This window comes from Pseudomonas sp. UBA6753 (genome assembly GCF_002453565.1).
In the GTDB taxonomy this organism is placed as follows: Bacteria; Pseudomonadota; Gammaproteobacteria; order Pseudomonadales; family Pseudomonadaceae; genus Aquipseudomonas; species Aquipseudomonas putida_Z.
In genome coordinates this window covers 33,225-49,856 of the sequence record NZ_DKHD01000043.1, presented here as the reverse complement: position 1 = coordinate 49,856, position 16,632 = coordinate 33,225, and the positions used below count along the sequence as shown (strand labels likewise).

At 64.2% G+C, this 16,632-nt stretch carries 11 protein-coding genes and 1 other RNA gene; 6 read left to right on the top strand and 6 right to left on the bottom strand.

Going from position 1 to position 16,632, the window contains the following annotated elements; all coding sequences use genetic code 11:
- The first annotated feature begins 11 nt into the window (after positions 1–11).
- Positions 12–437 carry a hypothetical protein gene (locus B2790_RS16980; protein ID WP_085592845.1) on the top strand — a complete coding sequence of 142 codons (426 nt, stop codon included), beginning with the start codon at positions 12–14 and terminating at the stop codon, positions 435–437.
- A gap of 248 nt (positions 438–685) precedes the next feature.
- Positions 686–1,012: a hypothetical protein gene (locus B2790_RS16975; RefSeq protein WP_085614484.1), complete on the top strand. Its 327-nt coding sequence runs from the start codon at positions 686–688 to the stop codon at positions 1,010–1,012.
- Positions 1,013–1,075: 63 nt separating this feature from the next.
- Here B2790_RS16975 and ffs read toward each other — a convergent pair.
- The 5 genes from ffs to B2790_RS16950 form a co-directional block, all read right to left on the bottom strand.
- Positions 1,076–1,172: signal recognition particle sRNA small type (gene ffs / locus B2790_RS16970), an RNA gene on the bottom strand.
- A gap of 329 nt (positions 1,173–1,501) precedes the next feature.
- Positions 1,502–3,832, bottom strand: coding sequence for an NAD-dependent DNA ligase LigA (ligA, locus tag B2790_RS16965; RefSeq protein ID WP_286919280.1), 2,331 nt, complete (start codon positions 3,830–3,832; stop codon positions 1,502–1,504).
- A 237-nt stretch (positions 3,833–4,069) separates the two neighbouring features.
- Complete coding sequence (gene zipA / locus B2790_RS16960; protein ID WP_015271153.1) at positions 4,070–4,960, bottom strand: cell division protein ZipA; 891 nt, start codon at positions 4,958–4,960, stop codon at positions 4,070–4,072.
- A 205-nt stretch (positions 4,961–5,165) separates the two neighbouring features.
- Positions 5,166–8,654 carry a chromosome segregation protein SMC gene (smc, locus tag B2790_RS16955; RefSeq protein ID WP_286919279.1) on the bottom strand — a complete coding sequence of 1,163 codons (3,489 nt, stop codon included), beginning with the start codon at positions 8,652–8,654 and terminating at the stop codon, positions 5,166–5,168.
- A 3-nt stretch (positions 8,655–8,657) separates the two neighbouring features.
- Positions 8,658–9,317 (bottom strand): GntR family transcriptional regulator, encoded by a 660-nt coding sequence (locus B2790_RS16950; RefSeq protein WP_015271155.1) that lies wholly within the window; start codon positions 9,315–9,317, stop codon positions 8,658–8,660.
- A 268-nt stretch (positions 9,318–9,585) separates the two neighbouring features.
- Between B2790_RS16950 and xdhA the strand changes: the two genes are divergently transcribed.
- The 4 genes from xdhA (at position 9,586) to guaD (ending at position 15,741) form a co-directional block, all read left to right on the top strand.
- Entirely contained in the window at positions 9,586–11,040 is a 1,455-nt protein-coding gene (xdhA, locus tag B2790_RS16945) for a xanthine dehydrogenase small subunit (protein WP_025340024.1), read from the top strand.
- Positions 11,033–13,432, top strand: a complete 2,400-nt coding sequence (gene xdhB, locus B2790_RS16940) for a xanthine dehydrogenase molybdopterin binding subunit (RefSeq protein WP_286919278.1) — start codon at positions 11,033–11,035, stop codon at positions 13,430–13,432. The genes xdhA and xdhB overlap by 8 nt, the downstream gene beginning before the upstream one ends.
- 148 nt (positions 13,433–13,580) lie before the next feature.
- Entirely contained in the window at positions 13,581–14,426 is an 846-nt protein-coding gene (gene xdhC / locus B2790_RS16935) for a xanthine dehydrogenase accessory protein XdhC (RefSeq protein WP_137164495.1), read from the top strand.
- A 10-nt stretch (positions 14,427–14,436) separates the two neighbouring features.
- On the top strand, positions 14,437–15,741 hold the full coding sequence (gene guaD, locus B2790_RS16930) for a guanine deaminase (RefSeq protein WP_075045889.1): 1,305 nt from the start codon (positions 14,437–14,439) through the stop codon (positions 15,739–15,741).
- Here guaD and aqpZ read toward each other — a convergent pair.
- Positions 15,738–16,436, bottom strand: a complete 699-nt coding sequence (aqpZ, locus tag B2790_RS16925; protein WP_025340028.1) for an aquaporin Z — start codon at positions 16,434–16,436, stop codon at positions 15,738–15,740. The genes guaD and aqpZ overlap by 4 nt on opposite strands.
- Positions 16,437–16,632: the final 196 nt, after the last annotated feature.

Genomic DNA, 16,632 nt, shown 5'->3' with positions numbered 1-16,632 from the left:
GGAAATGTTGCATGTCCACAATTCGAAATCTGACCGCTGCCGCACTGATAGCGCTGACCACTGGTTGTGCTACCGGCCTCAATTCGGCCCAAGAGTCGGAACTTGCCAGCTATCGCGCCAGAAACCTCGCGGTTGAAGAAAAAAGCCCAGGGCTTGCTGCCGGCCTTGGCCTGCTTCCAGGTGGCGGTTCGTTCTACGGTCGCGCATATGGCTTTGGTGTGGTGAACCTGCTGTTCTGGCCGCTTTCCATTCTGTGGGACCCGGTGAGTGGGCATGACGCTGCAGAGATGATCAACTACCAAGCCAGCAAAGCCCATGTTGCAACGCTGAAAAAGCACGACATGGACGAACTCGATGCCAAGCTGGAATCCGACTCGATCGACCTCAAGCGCTACACGCTCGACAAACGCAGAATCGATGAGAAGTACAACCTGTAAAGGCATCTGCCGCACAGCGCAACGCTCGGCCTGAGGCCTGTACATTCCTGACGATGCCGCGACGCGGCCTTTTCCACAGTTGAAGCCATACATGATGTATGGCTTCCGTTGACTTGAATTTGCTGCGCTCGCCTGCGAGGCGCCCGCCACTCATCAAGATCGATGATAGGTAATATCGATATTTGCCCGTTTTCTATCAGCCAAATGAAATGGAGAATGGCGCCTGAACTCAAATCTGGAACTGTCTGATGCGCTTTCTGCCTCTTGCTGCTGCCTCCTTCACTATCACGCTGCTGGCGGGGTGCGCATCCGCGCCTAACCAGCCGACAAAGGAGTTGCTGACCGCGAAATCTCCAGAAGCTTTTTCCGCCTGCGTCATGCAGAAGTTGCAAGAGAATCAGCAATCGCCGAACGTCACCCATACGAGCCGAAGCTATCGCGTGATTCTGAGCAGCCCTGTTGCGGCGGACAATGTGATCGAGACGTTCAAAGGGGACACGGGCGGGAAAGTCTACGTTTATCAGCGAGGGCTCTTTTCTGAAAACCTCGTTCGTGTAGCTTCGCAATGCGCTTGAGGAGAAGTCGAGTAGGGTAATGCAAGAAATCCTTGAGAATTCAAGGACCTGAAATGGAGGCGGCCCCACCAGCCACACCCCGGCACTCGATGTTCCCGCTATGGCTGCTCCCTTCCGGGCCTGACCAGGTTAACGGGTAATCAATGCGGGGGGACCGATGGGGCCACCACTACAAGGCTCGCTGAACAGCGAGTGGCGCCATTGTACCGGTCTTGGGGGCAGATACAACCTCTGGAGCAGAAAAAGTCATCATTTCTCAATGACTTGTCCGGGTCGGGGTGGCCTGGAGCTGCCAATTCGCGGGTGAACCCGCTCCTACAGGGGTAGCGCTGACATCAAGACCAGCGCAGGACCTGTGGGAGCGGGCGTGTCGAGGCGTCGAACCGCCGCGAAGCAGGCGCCGCGGTGGATGGCACGGGCTTCGCCCGTGTTCGCGGGCATGCCCGCTCCCACAAGGACCGCGCAAGCCACAGGGGATTGCGCAGGGCGTTAGACAGCGATGCCCTGCTCGCCCAGGAAGGTGACGAAGGCATCTTCATCAAGCACCTTCACGCCCAACTCGCTGGCCTTGGCCAGCTTGGACCCCGCCCCCGGCCCTGCCACCACGCAGTGGGTCTTGCCAGAAACCGAACCCGCCACCTTGGCCCCCAGGCTTTCCAGCTTTTCCTTGGCGATATCACGGCTCATGCGCTCCAGGGTGCCGGTCAGCACCCAGGTCTGGCCGGCCAGCGGCAAGCCTTCGGCCACTTTCTTCTCGCTGCTCCAGTGCATGCCGAACGCCAGCAACTGTGCCTCGATGTCCCGGGCCAGCTTCTGGTTGGCTTCATCCTTGAAGAACTCGCGCACGGCTTCGGCCTGCTTGGCCGCCAGGGCCTGGCGCAGGTCGATGCCGTCGGCGGCGATGATCTTGTCCAGGCTGTCGAGCTTGGCCACCAGCTTCTCGGCACCGGTCGGGCCAACCGAGGCGATGTCGAGCTTGGCGATCATGCCGGCCAGAGTGGTGCTGGCGGCGAACTCGGCAGCCAGCTCGCCTTCGTCCTGCAGTTGCATGCCGCTGTCGAGCAACTGCTTGATGACCTTGCGGTTGTGCTCGTCCTCGAAGAAGTTGTGGATCTCGTACGCCACTTCCAGGCCGATGTCCGGCAGGTAGGTGAGCACTTGCGGCAGCGCTTGCTGCACACGCGCCAGGCTGCCCAGCGAGCGGGCCAGCACCTTGGCGGTCTCCTCGCCTACGTCCGGGATGCCCAGGGCGTAGATGAAGCGCGCCAGGCCCGGGCGCTTGCTGGCTTCGATGGCATCCAGCAGCTTCTTGCTGGACACTTCGGCAAAACCTTCCAGGCCGACGATCTGGTCGAATTCCAGCTTGTACAGGTCGGCCGGCGAGCCGATCAGGCCTTCGTCCACCAGCTGCTCGACGCTCTTCTCGCCCAGGCCGTCGATGTCCATGGCGCGGCGCGACACGTAGTGGATGATCGCCTGCTTGAGCTGGGCGCCACAGGCCAGGCGACCGACGCAGCGGTACACCGCCCCCTCGCTGGTGGTTTCCTTGCCCTTGCTACGCTTGACCAGCTGGGTACGCTCGACCTGCGAGCCACATACCGGGCATTCGCTCGGCACCTGCACCGAGCGCGCATCTTCCGGGCGGCGCTCCAGCACTACCTGCATCACCTGCGGAATCACGTCACCGGCGCGGCGGATGATCACCGTGTCGCCAATGCGCAGGCCCAGGCGGGCGATTTCGTCCATGTTGTGCAGGGTGGCGTTGGACACGGTCACACCGGCGACCTTGACCGGCTTCAGGCGTGCCACGGGCGTTACCGCGCCGGTGCGGCCGACCTGGAACTCGACATCCAGCACCTCGGTCAGCTCTTCCATGGCCGGGAACTTGTGGGCAATCGCCCAGCGCGGCTCACGGGCGCGGAAGCCCAGTTCACGCTGGGCGGCCAGGCTGTTGACCTTGAACACCACGCCGTCGATTTCGTAGGGCAGGCTGTTGCGTCGCTCGCCGATGTCGCGATAGTAGGCCAGGCATTCTTCAATGCCAGCGGCATGCTTGAGTTCGCGGCTGATCGGCAGGCCCCAGGCCTTGAGCTGCTCGAGGATGCCGATGTGGCTGTCGCCGATGCTCGCGGACACCTGGCCGACGCCATAGCAGCAGAATTCCAGCGGGCGGCTGGCGGTGATTTTCGAATCCAGCTGACGCAGGCTGCCGGCGGCGGCGTTGCGCGGGTTGGCGAAGGTCTTGCCACCGGCTTCGGCCTGGGCGGCGTTGAGCCGGTCGAAACCGGCCTTGCTCATGTACACCTCGCCGCGCACCTCCAGCACCGCCGGCCATCCCTCGCCTTGCAGCTTGAGCGGGATGTTGCGCACGGTACGCACGTTGGCACTGATGTCTTCGCCAGTGGTGCCGTCGCCACGGGTGGCGCCCTGCACCAACTGGCCGTCGCGGTACAACAAGCTTACGGCCAGGCCGTCGAGCTTGGGCTCGCAACTGTAGTCGACCGCACCGGGCTGGTCGAGGCCGTCTACCACGCGGCGGCCGAACTCACGCAAGTCGGCTTCTTCGAAGGCGTTGCCCAGGCTGAGCATGGGCACTTCGTGGCGTACCTGGCTGAACGCGGCCAGGGCTTCGCCACCCACGCGCTGGGTGGGCGAGTCTGGGGTTACCAGGTGCGGGTGTTCGGCTTCAAGCGCCTTGAGCTCGTTGAACAGGCGGTCGTATTCGGCATCGGGCACGCTTGGCTCATCGAGCACGTAGTAGCGGTAGTTGTGCTGGTCGAGCTCGGCACGCAGTTCGTGGATACGGGTTTCGGCGGTCATGGGATTTGTCTTCTCTTGCAAAGCAAAAGAGCAGCCTGGGGTGGTGCCGGAGGCTTGAGGTATTTATTGCCTGTGCCGGCCTCTTCGCGGGCTTGCCCGCTCCCACAGGAACACCACGAGCCTCAAGGGCAGTGATGTACCTGTGGGAGCGGGCAAGCCCGCGAAGAGGCCAGTACAGGCAATTGCAATACCCGAACCGACCAGCACGCCCTCAGGCTGCTCTTTCGTCTGGATCTGTCAGCGCTTCTGGGTCAGCGCACGGCGCTCGAACTCGACGATGCGCTGGCGGTAGTGCTCGATGGTCTGGGCGGTCAGCACGCTGCGCTGGTCGTCCTTGAGCTCACCGTTCAGTTCGTGCGCCAGCTTGCGCGCCGCAGCCACCATCACGTCGAAGGCCTGCTTCGGATGACGTGGGCCCGGCAGGCCGAGGAAGAAGCTCACCGCGCGGGTGCTGAAGTGGTCGATGTCGTCCAGGTCGAACACGCCGGGCTTGACGGCGTTGGCCATGGAGAACAGCACCTCGCCGTGACCGGCCATGCTCTCGTGACGGTGGAAGATGTCCATTTCGCCGAAGCGCAGGCCGCTTTCCAGAATGTTCTGCAGCAGCGCCGGGCCCTTGAAGCCACCCTCGTCGCGGGAGATGACGCTGATCACCAGCACTTCCTCGGCCGGCGGCAGCTCCTTGACGCTGCTGCTGGCAGGCGCCGCACCGTTGCTGCGGGTGTTTTCCGCGGCAAAGTCGTCATCGCTGTCGGCAAACAGGTCGGGCTCGCGTGGCTCGGCGCTCAGGTTCAGGTCGCCCTGCTGTGCATCCGCAGCAGCGGTGGCGCGCTTGCCACGCTTGGCAGCCTTGGCCGGCTTGGGCTCGCGCTCGCGATCACGCGCAGAAGCACTGAGCGACGGCAGGTCGCTTTCGTCCAGCTCAGGCTCCTTGTGGGTATCCAGCACCCGCGAAGGGCCAAGCACTTCGGCATTGCCCTCTTCGTCCGGCAGGTTGGAATAACTGCGATCCAGACGGAATTTCAACTTGCCTTTCCCGCCGCGCATGCGGCGCCAGCCGTCGAAAAGAATCCCGGCAATGACAATGATGCCGATGACGATCAGCCACTCGCGCAGACCGATTTCCATGTAATCCCGTGCCTCTATAAAAATATGCTTGAAAACAAAGGGTTCAAAGCCCTTTAACACGTGGCGCCAACTCTATGTTCTGACAGGCGTTTTACCCACGCAAAAAACGAGTGACATTAAGCTAGCACGACCAAAGACAACTTTACACCGTCTGTCGCACATGGCGGGGGCATTTCGCTACGGAATATGCCCTTATCGTCGAGCATCAGGCATCGACCATGGCCATGGCCTCCTCCACATCGACGGCAACCAGACGTGAACAGCCCGGTTCATGCATGGTCACCCCCATCAATTGATCCGCCATCTCCATGGCAATCTTGTTATGGGTGATGTAGATGAACTGCACGCTTTCACTCATTTCCTTGACCAGACGGGCGTAGCGCCCGACGTTGGCATCGTCCAGCGGCGCGTCGACTTCGTCGAGCATGCAGAACGGTGCGGGGTTCAACTTGAAGATGGCAAACACCAGCGCCAATGCGGTCAGTGCCTTCTCGCCGCCGGACAGCAGATGGATGGTGCTGTTCTTCTTGCCCGGTGGCCGCGCCATGATCGTTACCCCTGTATCGAGTAGATCTTCGCCCGTCAGTTCCAGATAAGCGCTGCCACCACCGAAAACTTTTGGGAAAAGTGCCTGTAATCCGGCATTTATCTGATCAAAGGTATCCTTGAAGCGGTTGCGGGTTTCCTTGTCGATCTTGCGAATGACGTTTTCCAGGGTCTCCAGGGCTTCGACCAGGTCGGCGTCCTGAGCGTCCAGGTAGCGCTTGCGCTCGGACTGCTGCTCGTACTCTTCGATGGCCGCCAGGTTGATCGCCCCCAGGCGCTGGATACGCGCCTCGAGCTGCTCCAGCTCCTGTTCGGTGCCCTGCTCGCTGGCCTCGGCCTCCAGGGTAGCGAGCACGCCTTGCAGGTCGTAGCCATCGGCCAGCAACTGCTCCTGCAAGGTCTTGCGCCGCACATCCAGGCCCTGGCACTCCAGGCGCAGCTGCTCCAGCTGGCCACGCAGCAACTGGGCCTGCTGCTCGGCCTGGGTACGGCGCTTTTCGGCGTCGCGCAGTTCGCGGTCGGCTTCGTCCATTTGCAGGCGGGCCTGGCGCATTTCCTCGTCGACGCTCATGCGCCGCTCCAGCAGCTCTTCCAGCTTCAGGCGCAGTTCTTCCTGTGGGGCCTCGCCCTCTTCCAGGTTCAGGCTCAGTTGCTCCTGGCGCTCGGTCAGGCGCGCGGCCTGCTGCTCCAGGCGTTCCAGGGCCTGGCGGGTGGAATCATGCTGCGCGCGCAGCGAGCCCAGGCGCACAGCCAGCTGGTGAGCGTGGTCCTTGTGCTGGCGGGCCTCCTGGCGCACGCGATCGAGGCTTTCGCGCAGGGTGTCGCGGCGGGCCATCAACTGCTCGCGCTGCTCGGTGTCCTGGGCCATCAGCTCCAGGGCCTCCTGCAGCAGCAGGCGGGCTTCGCCCAGCTGCTCATGCTCCAGGGCGCGCTGCTCTTCCAGTTCGGCCAGCTCTTCCTGCAGGCGCCGGCGGCGCAGCTCGACCTGCTCGGCACGTGCGCGGCCAGCCGACAGGTTGGCCTTCAGCTCGCCATGCAGGCGGTTTTCTTCCTGGGTGCGACGGCGCAGTTGTTCACGCTGTTCTTCAAGGTCCAGCTGCTGCTCGCGCAGGGCCTGCAATTGCTGCTCCAACTGCTCCAGCGCCGCTTCCTGCTCCAGTTGCTCCTGGCCCAGGCGCTCGATCTCCTGGCCGCGTGCCAGCACGCCGCCTTCGGCTTCGCCGCCACGGCGCACCCGCAGGAAGTGTCGGCCAACCCAGTAGCCATCGCGGCTGACCAGGCTCTGGCCTTCGCCTAGCGACGCGCGCTGCGCCAGCGCCTGGGCAAGGTCCTCCACGGGCTTGACCTGGCCCAGCCAGGGCGCCAGGTCGACACGGCCTTCGACCTTTTCCAGCAGGCTGCCGGGCAGCGACGAGCCGGTCCCGCTCGCCAGCAGCAAGCGCAACTCGCCCTGCTCCAGGCCGGCAAAATCCAGGTTACTGAAGCCGTCCACCAGCACAGCCTGCAGGTCGGCGCCAAGCACGGTCTCTACCGCAAGCTCCCAGCCCGGCTCAACCCGCAACCCTTCAGCCAGCCGCGGCTGTTGCTCCAGGCCTTGGCCCTGCAGCCAGTCCGCAGCACCTGCACCCGGCTCCAGGGCGGCCTGCTGCAAGGCTTCGAGCGAGGCCAGGCGACCGCCCAGGCGTTGCAGGTCGCCCTGCGCCTGCTGTTGGGCCTGGGTGGCCTGCTGCAGTTGCTCACGCGCGCCTTCCAGGCGCTCGACCACATGCTCTTCCGACAACTGCAACTCTTCCAGCACCATTTCGCTGCTGGCCAGCTGCTCGGCCAGTTCGAGCATGGCCGCATCCTGCGGGTCGCTGCCCAGCAGCTCACGCTCCTCGCCCAGCTTGCGCTGGCGCTCGGCCTGGCGTTCCAGGCTGGCCTCCAGCTGTTGCAGGCGCGCCTGCTGCACTTCGGCCTGGCGGCGCGGCTCGGCGGAACGGCTGTTGAAGCTGTCCCACTGTTCCTGCCAGCCGTGCATGCCCAGCTCGGCCTCTTCAAGGGCAGCAGTGGCTTCTTCGGCAGCGACCAGGGTCATTTCCTGCTCGGGTTCGAGCATGGCCAGCTCTTCGCCCAAGGTAGCCAGCAGGGTTCGGTCGTGGCCCAGGTGCGACTCGGTTTCCAGGCGCGTGCGCTCGGCTTCCTTGAAGTCATCCTGCAACTGGCGCAGGCGCTGCTGGCCGTGCTGGATGCTCTGCTCGACCCGGGCGATGTCACCGGCCACCGAGTAGAAACGGCCCTGCACCTGGTTGAAGCGTTCGGACAATTCGTGATGGCCATCGCGCAGGCGCTCGATGCTGGCATCGGCATTGCGCTGCTCGGCCACCAGCGCCTCATGGGACACATCCTGGTCGCTGATCACCGCCTCGCGCTGGCGCACCCGTTCATCCAGGTCGCGCCAGCGCAAGGCCGACAGGCGCGCCTTCAGCTGGCGTTCCTGGGCCTTGTACTCGCGGTACTTCTCGGCTGCCTGGGCCTGGCGGTGCAGGCGCTCCAGCTGGCGCTCCAGCTCTTCGCGCAGGTCGGTCAGGCGCGCCAGGTTTTCCTGGGTGCGGCGGATGCGGCTCTCGGTTTCACGGCGGCGTTCCTTGTACTTGGAAATGCCGGCGGCTTCCTCGATGAAGTTGCGCAGCTCCTCGGGCTTGGCCTCGATCAGCTTGGAGATCATGCCCTGTTCGATGATCGAGTAGCTGCGCGGCCCCAGCCCGGTACCGAGGAAGATGTCGGTGATATCGCGCCGGCGGCACTTGGTACCGTTGAGGTAGTAGCTGTTCTGCCCGTCGCGGGTGACCTTGCGGCGGATCGAGATCTCGGCGTAGGCGGCATATTCGCCGACCAGGGTGGTTTCGCTGTTGTCGAACACCAGCTCGATGCTGGCCTGGCTGACCGGTTTGCGGCCACTGGAGCCGTTGAAGATGACATCGGTCATCGACTCGCCGCGCAGGTTCTTTGCCGAACTCTCGCCCATCACCCAGCGCACGGCATCGATGATGTTGGACTTGCCACAGCCGTTGGGGCCGACCACGGCCGCCATGTTGCTGGGGAAGTTGACCGTGGTCGGGTCGACGAACGACTTGAATCCGGCCAGGCGAATGCACTTCAGGCGCATCGGTCAGCCTCGGGCCAACGCCGCCAGCACCAGTTCGCAACTGCGCTGGCCATAGGCGGTGAGCACCTCGCGAATGCGCGGCAGGTCACGGGCGATCACGGCGTCGAGCAGGCGGGCGAACAGGTCCAGATAATCGATCATGTTGGCCTGGCGCTGGTCCAGCGACAGGTAGTAGGCACGGCTCATCGCCGGCTGCAGGTTTTCCACGGTTTCCTGCAGGAACGGGTTGTCGGCGAACGGATAGGCCGCCCGCATGACCGCGAAGCTGTCGGCGACGAAGGCCTTGATGTCCAGCTGGTCATGGGCCCGCTGCAGGCGCTGCTGGATCTCCAGGAACGGGCGCAGGTCGGCATCGGTGCGCCATTTTTGCGCAACCGCGTTACCCAGCAGGATGTAGAACTCGCCCATCAGTGCGCACAGGCTGCGCACACTGCGCTCGTCGAGCTCGGTCACATGGGCACCCCGGCGCGGCAGGATCGCCACCAGGTGACGGCGTTCGAGGATCAGCAGCGCCTCGCGCACCGAGCCGCGGCTGACGTTGAGAGCCTGGGTGACCTTCTGCTCCTGGATACGCTCGCCTGGCGCCAGCTCGCCGCGAATGATGCGTTCGGCCAGGTAATCGGCAATCTGCTCGGAGAGGCTGTCCGGGGCCTTGAACGTCATGGTTTTCCTTCAAAATCATTGAACTGGGCACAAGGAGCGGATTGTAGCGTACTTGGCCGGTAATCGCGCAGAGGGGCCTGGCGGTTTATTTGACCTGCAAAGCATCCAGGCACCCGGCGCGATCTATGCTTGGGATATGGGCAATGTGTGCGGCCGGGCTTGGACATGAGCAATTTCTTGACCTTTGAGTCAGAAAAATATTGACCAGCTGGACAGCTCTTGCTTAGAGTCCGCCCAACAACAATAAAACCATTGCGAGGCCATCCCCGTGATCCAGTTTCTCGTCAACCAGGAGCTGCGTAGTGAGCATGCCCTGGACCCGAACATGACGGTGCTGCAGTACCTGCGCGAGCACCTGGGCAAACCTGGCACCAAGGAGGGCTGCGCCAGTGGTGACTGCGGCGCCTGCACCGTGGTGGTCGGCGAACTGACCCAGGACGACCAGGGCAACGACAGCCTGCGCTACCGCAGCCTCAACTCCTGCCTGACCTTCGTTTCGTCGCTGCACGGCAAGCAACTGATCAGCGTCGAAGGCCTCAAGCACCAGGGCCAGCTGCACAGCGTGCAACAGGCCATGGCCGATTGCCATGGCTCGCAGTGCGGCTTCTGCACCCCCGGCTTCGTCATGTCGCTGTTCGCCCTGCAGAAGAACAGCAGCGGCCCCGACCTGCACCAGGCCCAGGAAGCCCTGGCCGGCAACCTGTGCCGCTGCACCGGCTACCGGCCGATCCTCGACGCCGCCGAGCAGAGCTGCCGCCAGCCCTGCCGCGACCAGTTCGATGCCCAGCAGGCACAGACCATCAGCCGCCTCAAGGCCATTGCGCCGACCCAGACCGGCGAGCTGAACAGCGGCGACAAGCGCTGCCTGGTACCACTGACCGTGGCCGACCTGGCCGACCTGTACAGCTCGCACCCCGAGGCGCGGCTGCTGGCCGGCGGCACCGACCTGGCCCTGGAGGTCACCCAGTTCCACAAGACCTTGCCGGTGATGATCTACGTCGGCCATGTGGCCGAGCTCAAGCGCATCGAGAAAACCGCCAGCCACCTGGAAATCGGCGCCGCCACCCCGCTCACCGACTGCTACGGCGCACTGAACGAGGAATACCCGGACTTCGGCGCCCTGCTGCACCGCTTCGCTTCGCTGCAGATCCGCAACCAGGGCACCTTGGGCGGCAATATCGGCAACGCTTCGCCAATCGGCGACTCGCCACCCCTGCTGATTGCCCTGGATGCGCAGATCGTGCTGCGCCAGGGCGAGCGCCAGCGGGTGATGCCACTGGAAGACTACTTCATCGACTACCGCATCACTGCCCGCCAGGACAGCGAGTTCATCGAGAAGATCATCGTGCCGCGCGCCACCAGCGACTGGGCGTTCCGCGCCTATAAAGTGTCCAAGCGCCTGGACGATGACATTTCCGCCGTGTGCGGCGCCTTCAACCTGAGCATCGAAGACGGCGTGGTCAGCGGTGTGCGCATCGCCTTCGGCGGCATGGCGGCGATCCCCAAACGGGCCCGTGCCTGCGAAGCGGCGCTGCGCGGCAAGCCGTGGAATCAGGCTGCCATCGAGCGTGCCTGCCAGGCCCTGGCGGAAGACTTCACCCCGCTCAGCGACTTCCGCGCCAGCAAGGAATACCGCCTGCTGACCGCGCAGAACCTGCTGCGCAAGTACTTCATCGAACAGCAAACGCCGTACATCGAAACCCGGGTGACCGCTTATGTCTAACCATCACGTAGCCAAGAGCCAGGCCGAGATGGCCGAACTGTTCAGCCAGGACCTGACCACCGGGGTCGGCCGCAGCGTCAAGCACGACAGCGCCGACAAGCATGTGTCCGGCGAGGCGGTGTACATCGACGACCGCCTGGAATTCCCCAACCAGCTGCACGTCTATGCGCGCACCGCCGACCGCGCCCACGCGCGCATCCTGCGCATCGACACCACGCCGTGCTATGCCTTCGAGGGCGTGCGCATCGCCATCACCCACGAAGACATCCCCGGCCTCAAGGACATCGGCCCGGTGGTGGCCGGCGACCCGCTGCTGGCCATCGACAAGGTCGAGTTCTTCGGCCAGCCGGTGCTCGCCGTGGCCGCCCGCGACCTCGACACCGCACGCCGTGCGGCCATGGCCGCCATCGTCGAGTATGAAGACCTGGAGCCGGTGCTGGATGTGGTCGAAGCACTGCGCAAGAAGCACTTCGTGCTCGACAGCCACACCCACCAGCGTGGCGATTCCGCTGCTGCCCTGGCCAGTGCCCCGCACCGCATCCAGGGCACCCTGCACATCGGTGGCCAGGAGCACTTCTACCTGGAAACGCAGATTTCCTCGGTGATGCCCACCGAAGACGGCGGCATGATCGTCTACTGCTCCACGCAAAACCCCACCGAAGTGCAAAAGCTGGTTGCCGAAGTACTCGACGTGCCAATGAACAAGGTGGTGCTGGACATGCGCCGCATGGGTGGCGGTTTTGGTGGCAAGGAAACCCAGGCCGCCAGCCCGGCGTGCCTGTGCGCCGTGGTCGCGCGCCTGACCGGCCAGCCCACCAAGATGCGCCTGCCACGGGTCGAAGACATGACCATGACCGGCAAACGCCACCCGTTCTACGTCGAGTACGACGTGGGCTTCGACGACGACGGGCGCCTGCACGGGATCAACTTCGATCTGGCCGGCAACTGCGGCTACTCGCCTGACCTGTCCGGTTCGATCGTCGACCGCGCCATGTTCCACTCCGACAACGCCTACTACCTGGGCGATGCCACCGTGCACGGCCACCGCTGCAAGACCAACACCGCCTCCAACACCGCCTATCGCGGCTTCGGCGGCCCGCAGGGGATGGTCGCCATCGAGCAGGTGATGGACCACATCGCCCGCCACCTGGGCCGCGACCCGCTGGCGGTGCGCAAGGCCAACTACTACGGCAAGACCGAGCGCAACGTCACCCACTACTACCAGACCGTCGAGCACAACATGCTCGAAGAGATGACCGCCGAACTGGAAGCCAGCAGTGACTATGCCGAGCGCCGCGAGTCGATCCGCCGCTTCAACGCCAACAGCCCGATCCTGAAGAAGGGCCTGGCGCTGACCCCGGTCAAGTTCGGTATCTCGTTCACTGCCACCTTCCTCAACCAGGCCGGTGCGCTGATCCATATCTACACCGACGGCAGCATCCACCTGAACCACGGTGGCACCGAGATGGGCCAGGGCCTGAACACCAAGGTGGCACAGGTGGTGGCGCAGATCTTCCAGGTCGATTTCAGCCGCATCCAGATCACCGCCACCAATACCGACAAGGTGCCCAACACCTCGCCGACCGCAGCCTCCAGTGGTGCCGACCTGAACGGCAAGGCGGCGCAGAACGCTGCCGAAATCCTCAAGAAGCGCCTGACCGAGTTCGCCGCGCGGCACTACCAGGTGACCGAGGAAGACGTCGAGTTCCGCAACGGCCATGTGCGCGTGCGCGACCAGATCGTCAGCTTCGAGCAGCTGGTGCAGCAGGCCTACTTCGCCCAGGTGTCGCTGTCCAGCACCGGCTTCTACCGTACGCCGAAGATCTACTACGACCGCAGCCAGGCACGTGGTCGGCCGTTCTACTACTTCGCCTTCGGCGCCGCCTGCGTGGAGGTGGTGGTCGACACCCTGACCGGCGAATACAAGATGCTGCGCGCCGACATCCTGCACGATGTGGGTGATTCGCTGAACCCGGCCATCGACATCGGCCAGGTGGAAGGCGGCTTCATCCAGGGCATGGGCTGGCTGACCACCGAAGAGCTGGTGTGGAACGCCAAGGGCAAGCTGATGACCAACGGCCCGGCCAGCTACAAGATCCCGGCAGTGGCCGACATGCCACTGGATCTGCGGGTAAAACTGGTGGAGAACCGCAAGAACCCGGAAGACACCGTATTCCACTCCAAGGCCGTGGGTGAGCCGCCGTTCATGCTCGGAATCGCTGCCTGGTGCGCGATCAAGGACGCCGTGGCCAGCATCGCCGACTACCGCGTGCAGCCACAGGTGGATGCGCCGGCGACGCCGGAGCGGGTGTTGTGGGGTTGCGAGCAGATGCGCAAGGCAGTGGCTGCAGCGCAACCTGCCGAGCCGGAGCTGGAAACCGTCACTCACTGAGGTTGGGTGGGCGCCTGTTCGGGCCCTATCGCCGGCAAGCCGGCTCCCACAGGAACTGCACCGCTGGCAAGCCCTGTGTTGCACCTGTGGGAGCCCGGCTTGCCGGCGATAGGGCCAGTACAGGCCACCTGAAATGAGGATCTGCATCATGCACCAATGGATCAACGCCCTCGCCGACCACCAGTCCCGTGGCGAAGCCTGCGTGCTGGTTACCATCATCGAGGAGCGCGGCTCGACCCCGCGCAATGCTGGCTCGAAAATGGTCGTCAGCGCCAGCGGCCTGTTCGACACCATCGGCGGCGGCCACCTGGAATACAAGGCCCTGCACATCGCCCGGCAGATGCTCGAAGAGCACCGCACTACCCCGCACCTGGAACGCTTCAGCCTCGGTGCCAGCCTTGGCCAGTGCTGCGGCGGCGTCACTGTGCTGCTGTTCGAACCCATGGCCGCGGTGCAGGCGCAGATCGCGGTGTTCGGCGCGGGCCATGTCGGCCGGGCTCTGGTACCCTTGCTCGCCGCGCTGCCCTGCCGGGTGCGCTGGATCGATTCGCGCGAGCAGGAATTCCCTGCCCTGATCCCCGACGGGGTGACCAAAGTGGTCAGCGAGGAGCCGGTCGACGAAGTGGCAGACCTGCCGTCAGGCTGCTACTGCATCGTCATGACCCACAACCACCAGCTCGACCTGGAACTGACCGCCGCCATTCTCAAGCGCAACGACTTCACCTGGTTCGGCCTGATCGGCTCGAAGACCAAACGGGTCAAGTTCGAGCACCGCCTGCGCGAGCGCGGCTACGACGATGCCGTGATGGCGCGCATGCGCTGCCCGATGGGCCTGGCCGAGGTCAAGGGCAAGCTGCCCATCGAGATCGCCGTGTCCATCGCCGGTGAAATCATCGCCACCTACAACGCCTGCTTCGGCCAGCACGACGCTGCCGCCAATGCCGGCCCCATTGCCCAGTTGCTGCCGCCTTCCCGGCGCAGCCAAGCCATTTGACGAGTGTGTTATGACCGTTACCCGCAAAGCCTACCGTGCCGCCATCCTGCACAGCATCGCCGACCCGGCCGAGGTGGGCCTGGAGGCTTCCCATGAATACTTCGAGGACGGCCTGCTGGTAGTCGACGACGGCCGCATCCGCGCCGTTGGCCACGCCGCCGAACTGTTGCCGACTCTGGACGCCGATATCCCGGTCGAGCACTACCAGGACGCGCTGATTACCCCGGGCTTCATCGACACCCACATCCACTTCCCGCAGACCGGCATGATCGGCTCCTACGGCGAACAGCTGCTGGACTGGCTGAACACCTATACCTTCCCCTGCGAAAAGCAGTTCGCCGACAAGGGCCACGCCGACCAGGTGGCGAAGATCTTCCTCAAGGAACTGCTGCGCAACGGCACCACCACCGCCCTGGTGTTCGGCAGCGTGCACCCGGAATCGGTCAATGCCCTGTTCGAGGAAGCCGAGCGCCTGGACCTGCGCCTGATCGCCGGCAAGGTGATGATGGACCGCAACGCCCCGGACTACCTGACCGACACCGCCGAGTCCGGCTATGCCGAAAGCAAGGCACTGATCGAGCGCTGGCACGGCAAGGGCCGCCTGCATTACGCAGTCACCCCGCGCTTCGCCCCGACCAGTACGCCTGAGCAGCTGACGCTGGCAGGCCAACTGCTGAAGGAACACCCGGGCGTGTACATGCACACGCACCTGTCGGAAAACCTCAAGGAAATCGATTGGGTCAAGTCGCTGTTCCCCGAGCAGAAGGGTTACCTGGACGTATACGACCACTTCGAGTTGCTGGGCGAACGCTCGGTATTCGCCCATGGCGTGCACCTGTGCGATGACGAATGCCAGCGCCTGGCCGAAACCGGCTCGGCCGTGGCCTTCTGCCCCACCTCCAACCTGTTCCTCGGCAGCGGCCTGTTCAACCTGCCCCAGGCCGAGCGCTTCAAGGTCAATGTGGGCCTGGGCACCGACGTTGGCGCCGGCACCAGCTTCTCGCTGCTCAACACCCTGAACGAGGCGTACAAGGTGATGCAGTTGCAGGGCGCGCGCCTGCACCCGTACAAGTCACTGTACCTGGCCACCCTCGGCGGCGCCCGCGCGCTGCGCCTGGACGACCGCATCGGCAGCCTGCGCCCGGGCAACGATGCCGACTTCGTGGTACTGGACTACAAGGCCACGCCACTGCTGGACTACCGCATCCAGCAGTCCAACAGCATCGAGGAAACCCTGTTCGTGCTGACCACCCTCGGCGACGACCGCACCGTGCGTGAAACCTACGCCGCAGGGCGTTGCGTGCACCAGCGCTAAGGTTCTTTTGCCAGGCCCCGGTACAGTGCGCCGCCGATCGCAGCACCAATCAGCGGCGCTACCCAGAACAGCCATAGCTGTTGCAGGGCCCAGCCACCGACGAACAAGGCCGGCCCCGTGCTACGCGCGGGGTTGACCGAGGTATTGGTCACCGGGATCGAGATCAGGTGGATCAGGGTCAGGGCCAGGCCGATGGCGATCGGTGCAAAACCCGCTGGCGCCCGGGCGTCGGTGGCGCCCATGATCACCACCAGGAACATCGCCGTCATCACCACTTCACTGACAAAGCCCGCCCCGAGCGTGTAGCCGCCGGGCGAGTGGTCGGCGTAGCCGTTCGAAGCCAATCCCGCAGAAAGCTCGAAACCTGCCTTGCCGCTGGCAATGAGGTAGATCACACCTGCCGCCAGGATGGCGCCGATCACCTGGGCGATCACGTAGGGCAACAGCTCTTTGGCCGGGAAGCGCCCGCCCACCACCAGCCCGAACGACACGGCGGGGTTGAGGTGGCAGCCGGAGATATGACCGATGGCGAAGGCCATGGTCAGCACGGTGAGGCCGAAGGCGAAGGCGACGCCGAGTACACCGATGCCGATGGGGGAACTGGCGGCGAGTACCGCACTGCCACAGCCGCCAAGCACCAGCCAGAAGGTGCCGAGAAGCTCGGCGCCCATGCGTTTACCGAGGGACATGCTCATGAGTCCATTCCTCAAGAAGTTGAACGCAACGAATGCGCAAGCCCAACTGCTTGATGAAGGTTTGCTCACAAGAATTTAGCAGACCTTTAGCTGATGGCGAGAAATGGCAATCATCTCTGTGGGAGCGGGCGTGCCCGCGAAGCAAGCACTGCGGTGGATGGCACGGGCTTCGCCCGTGTTCGCGGGCACGCCCGCT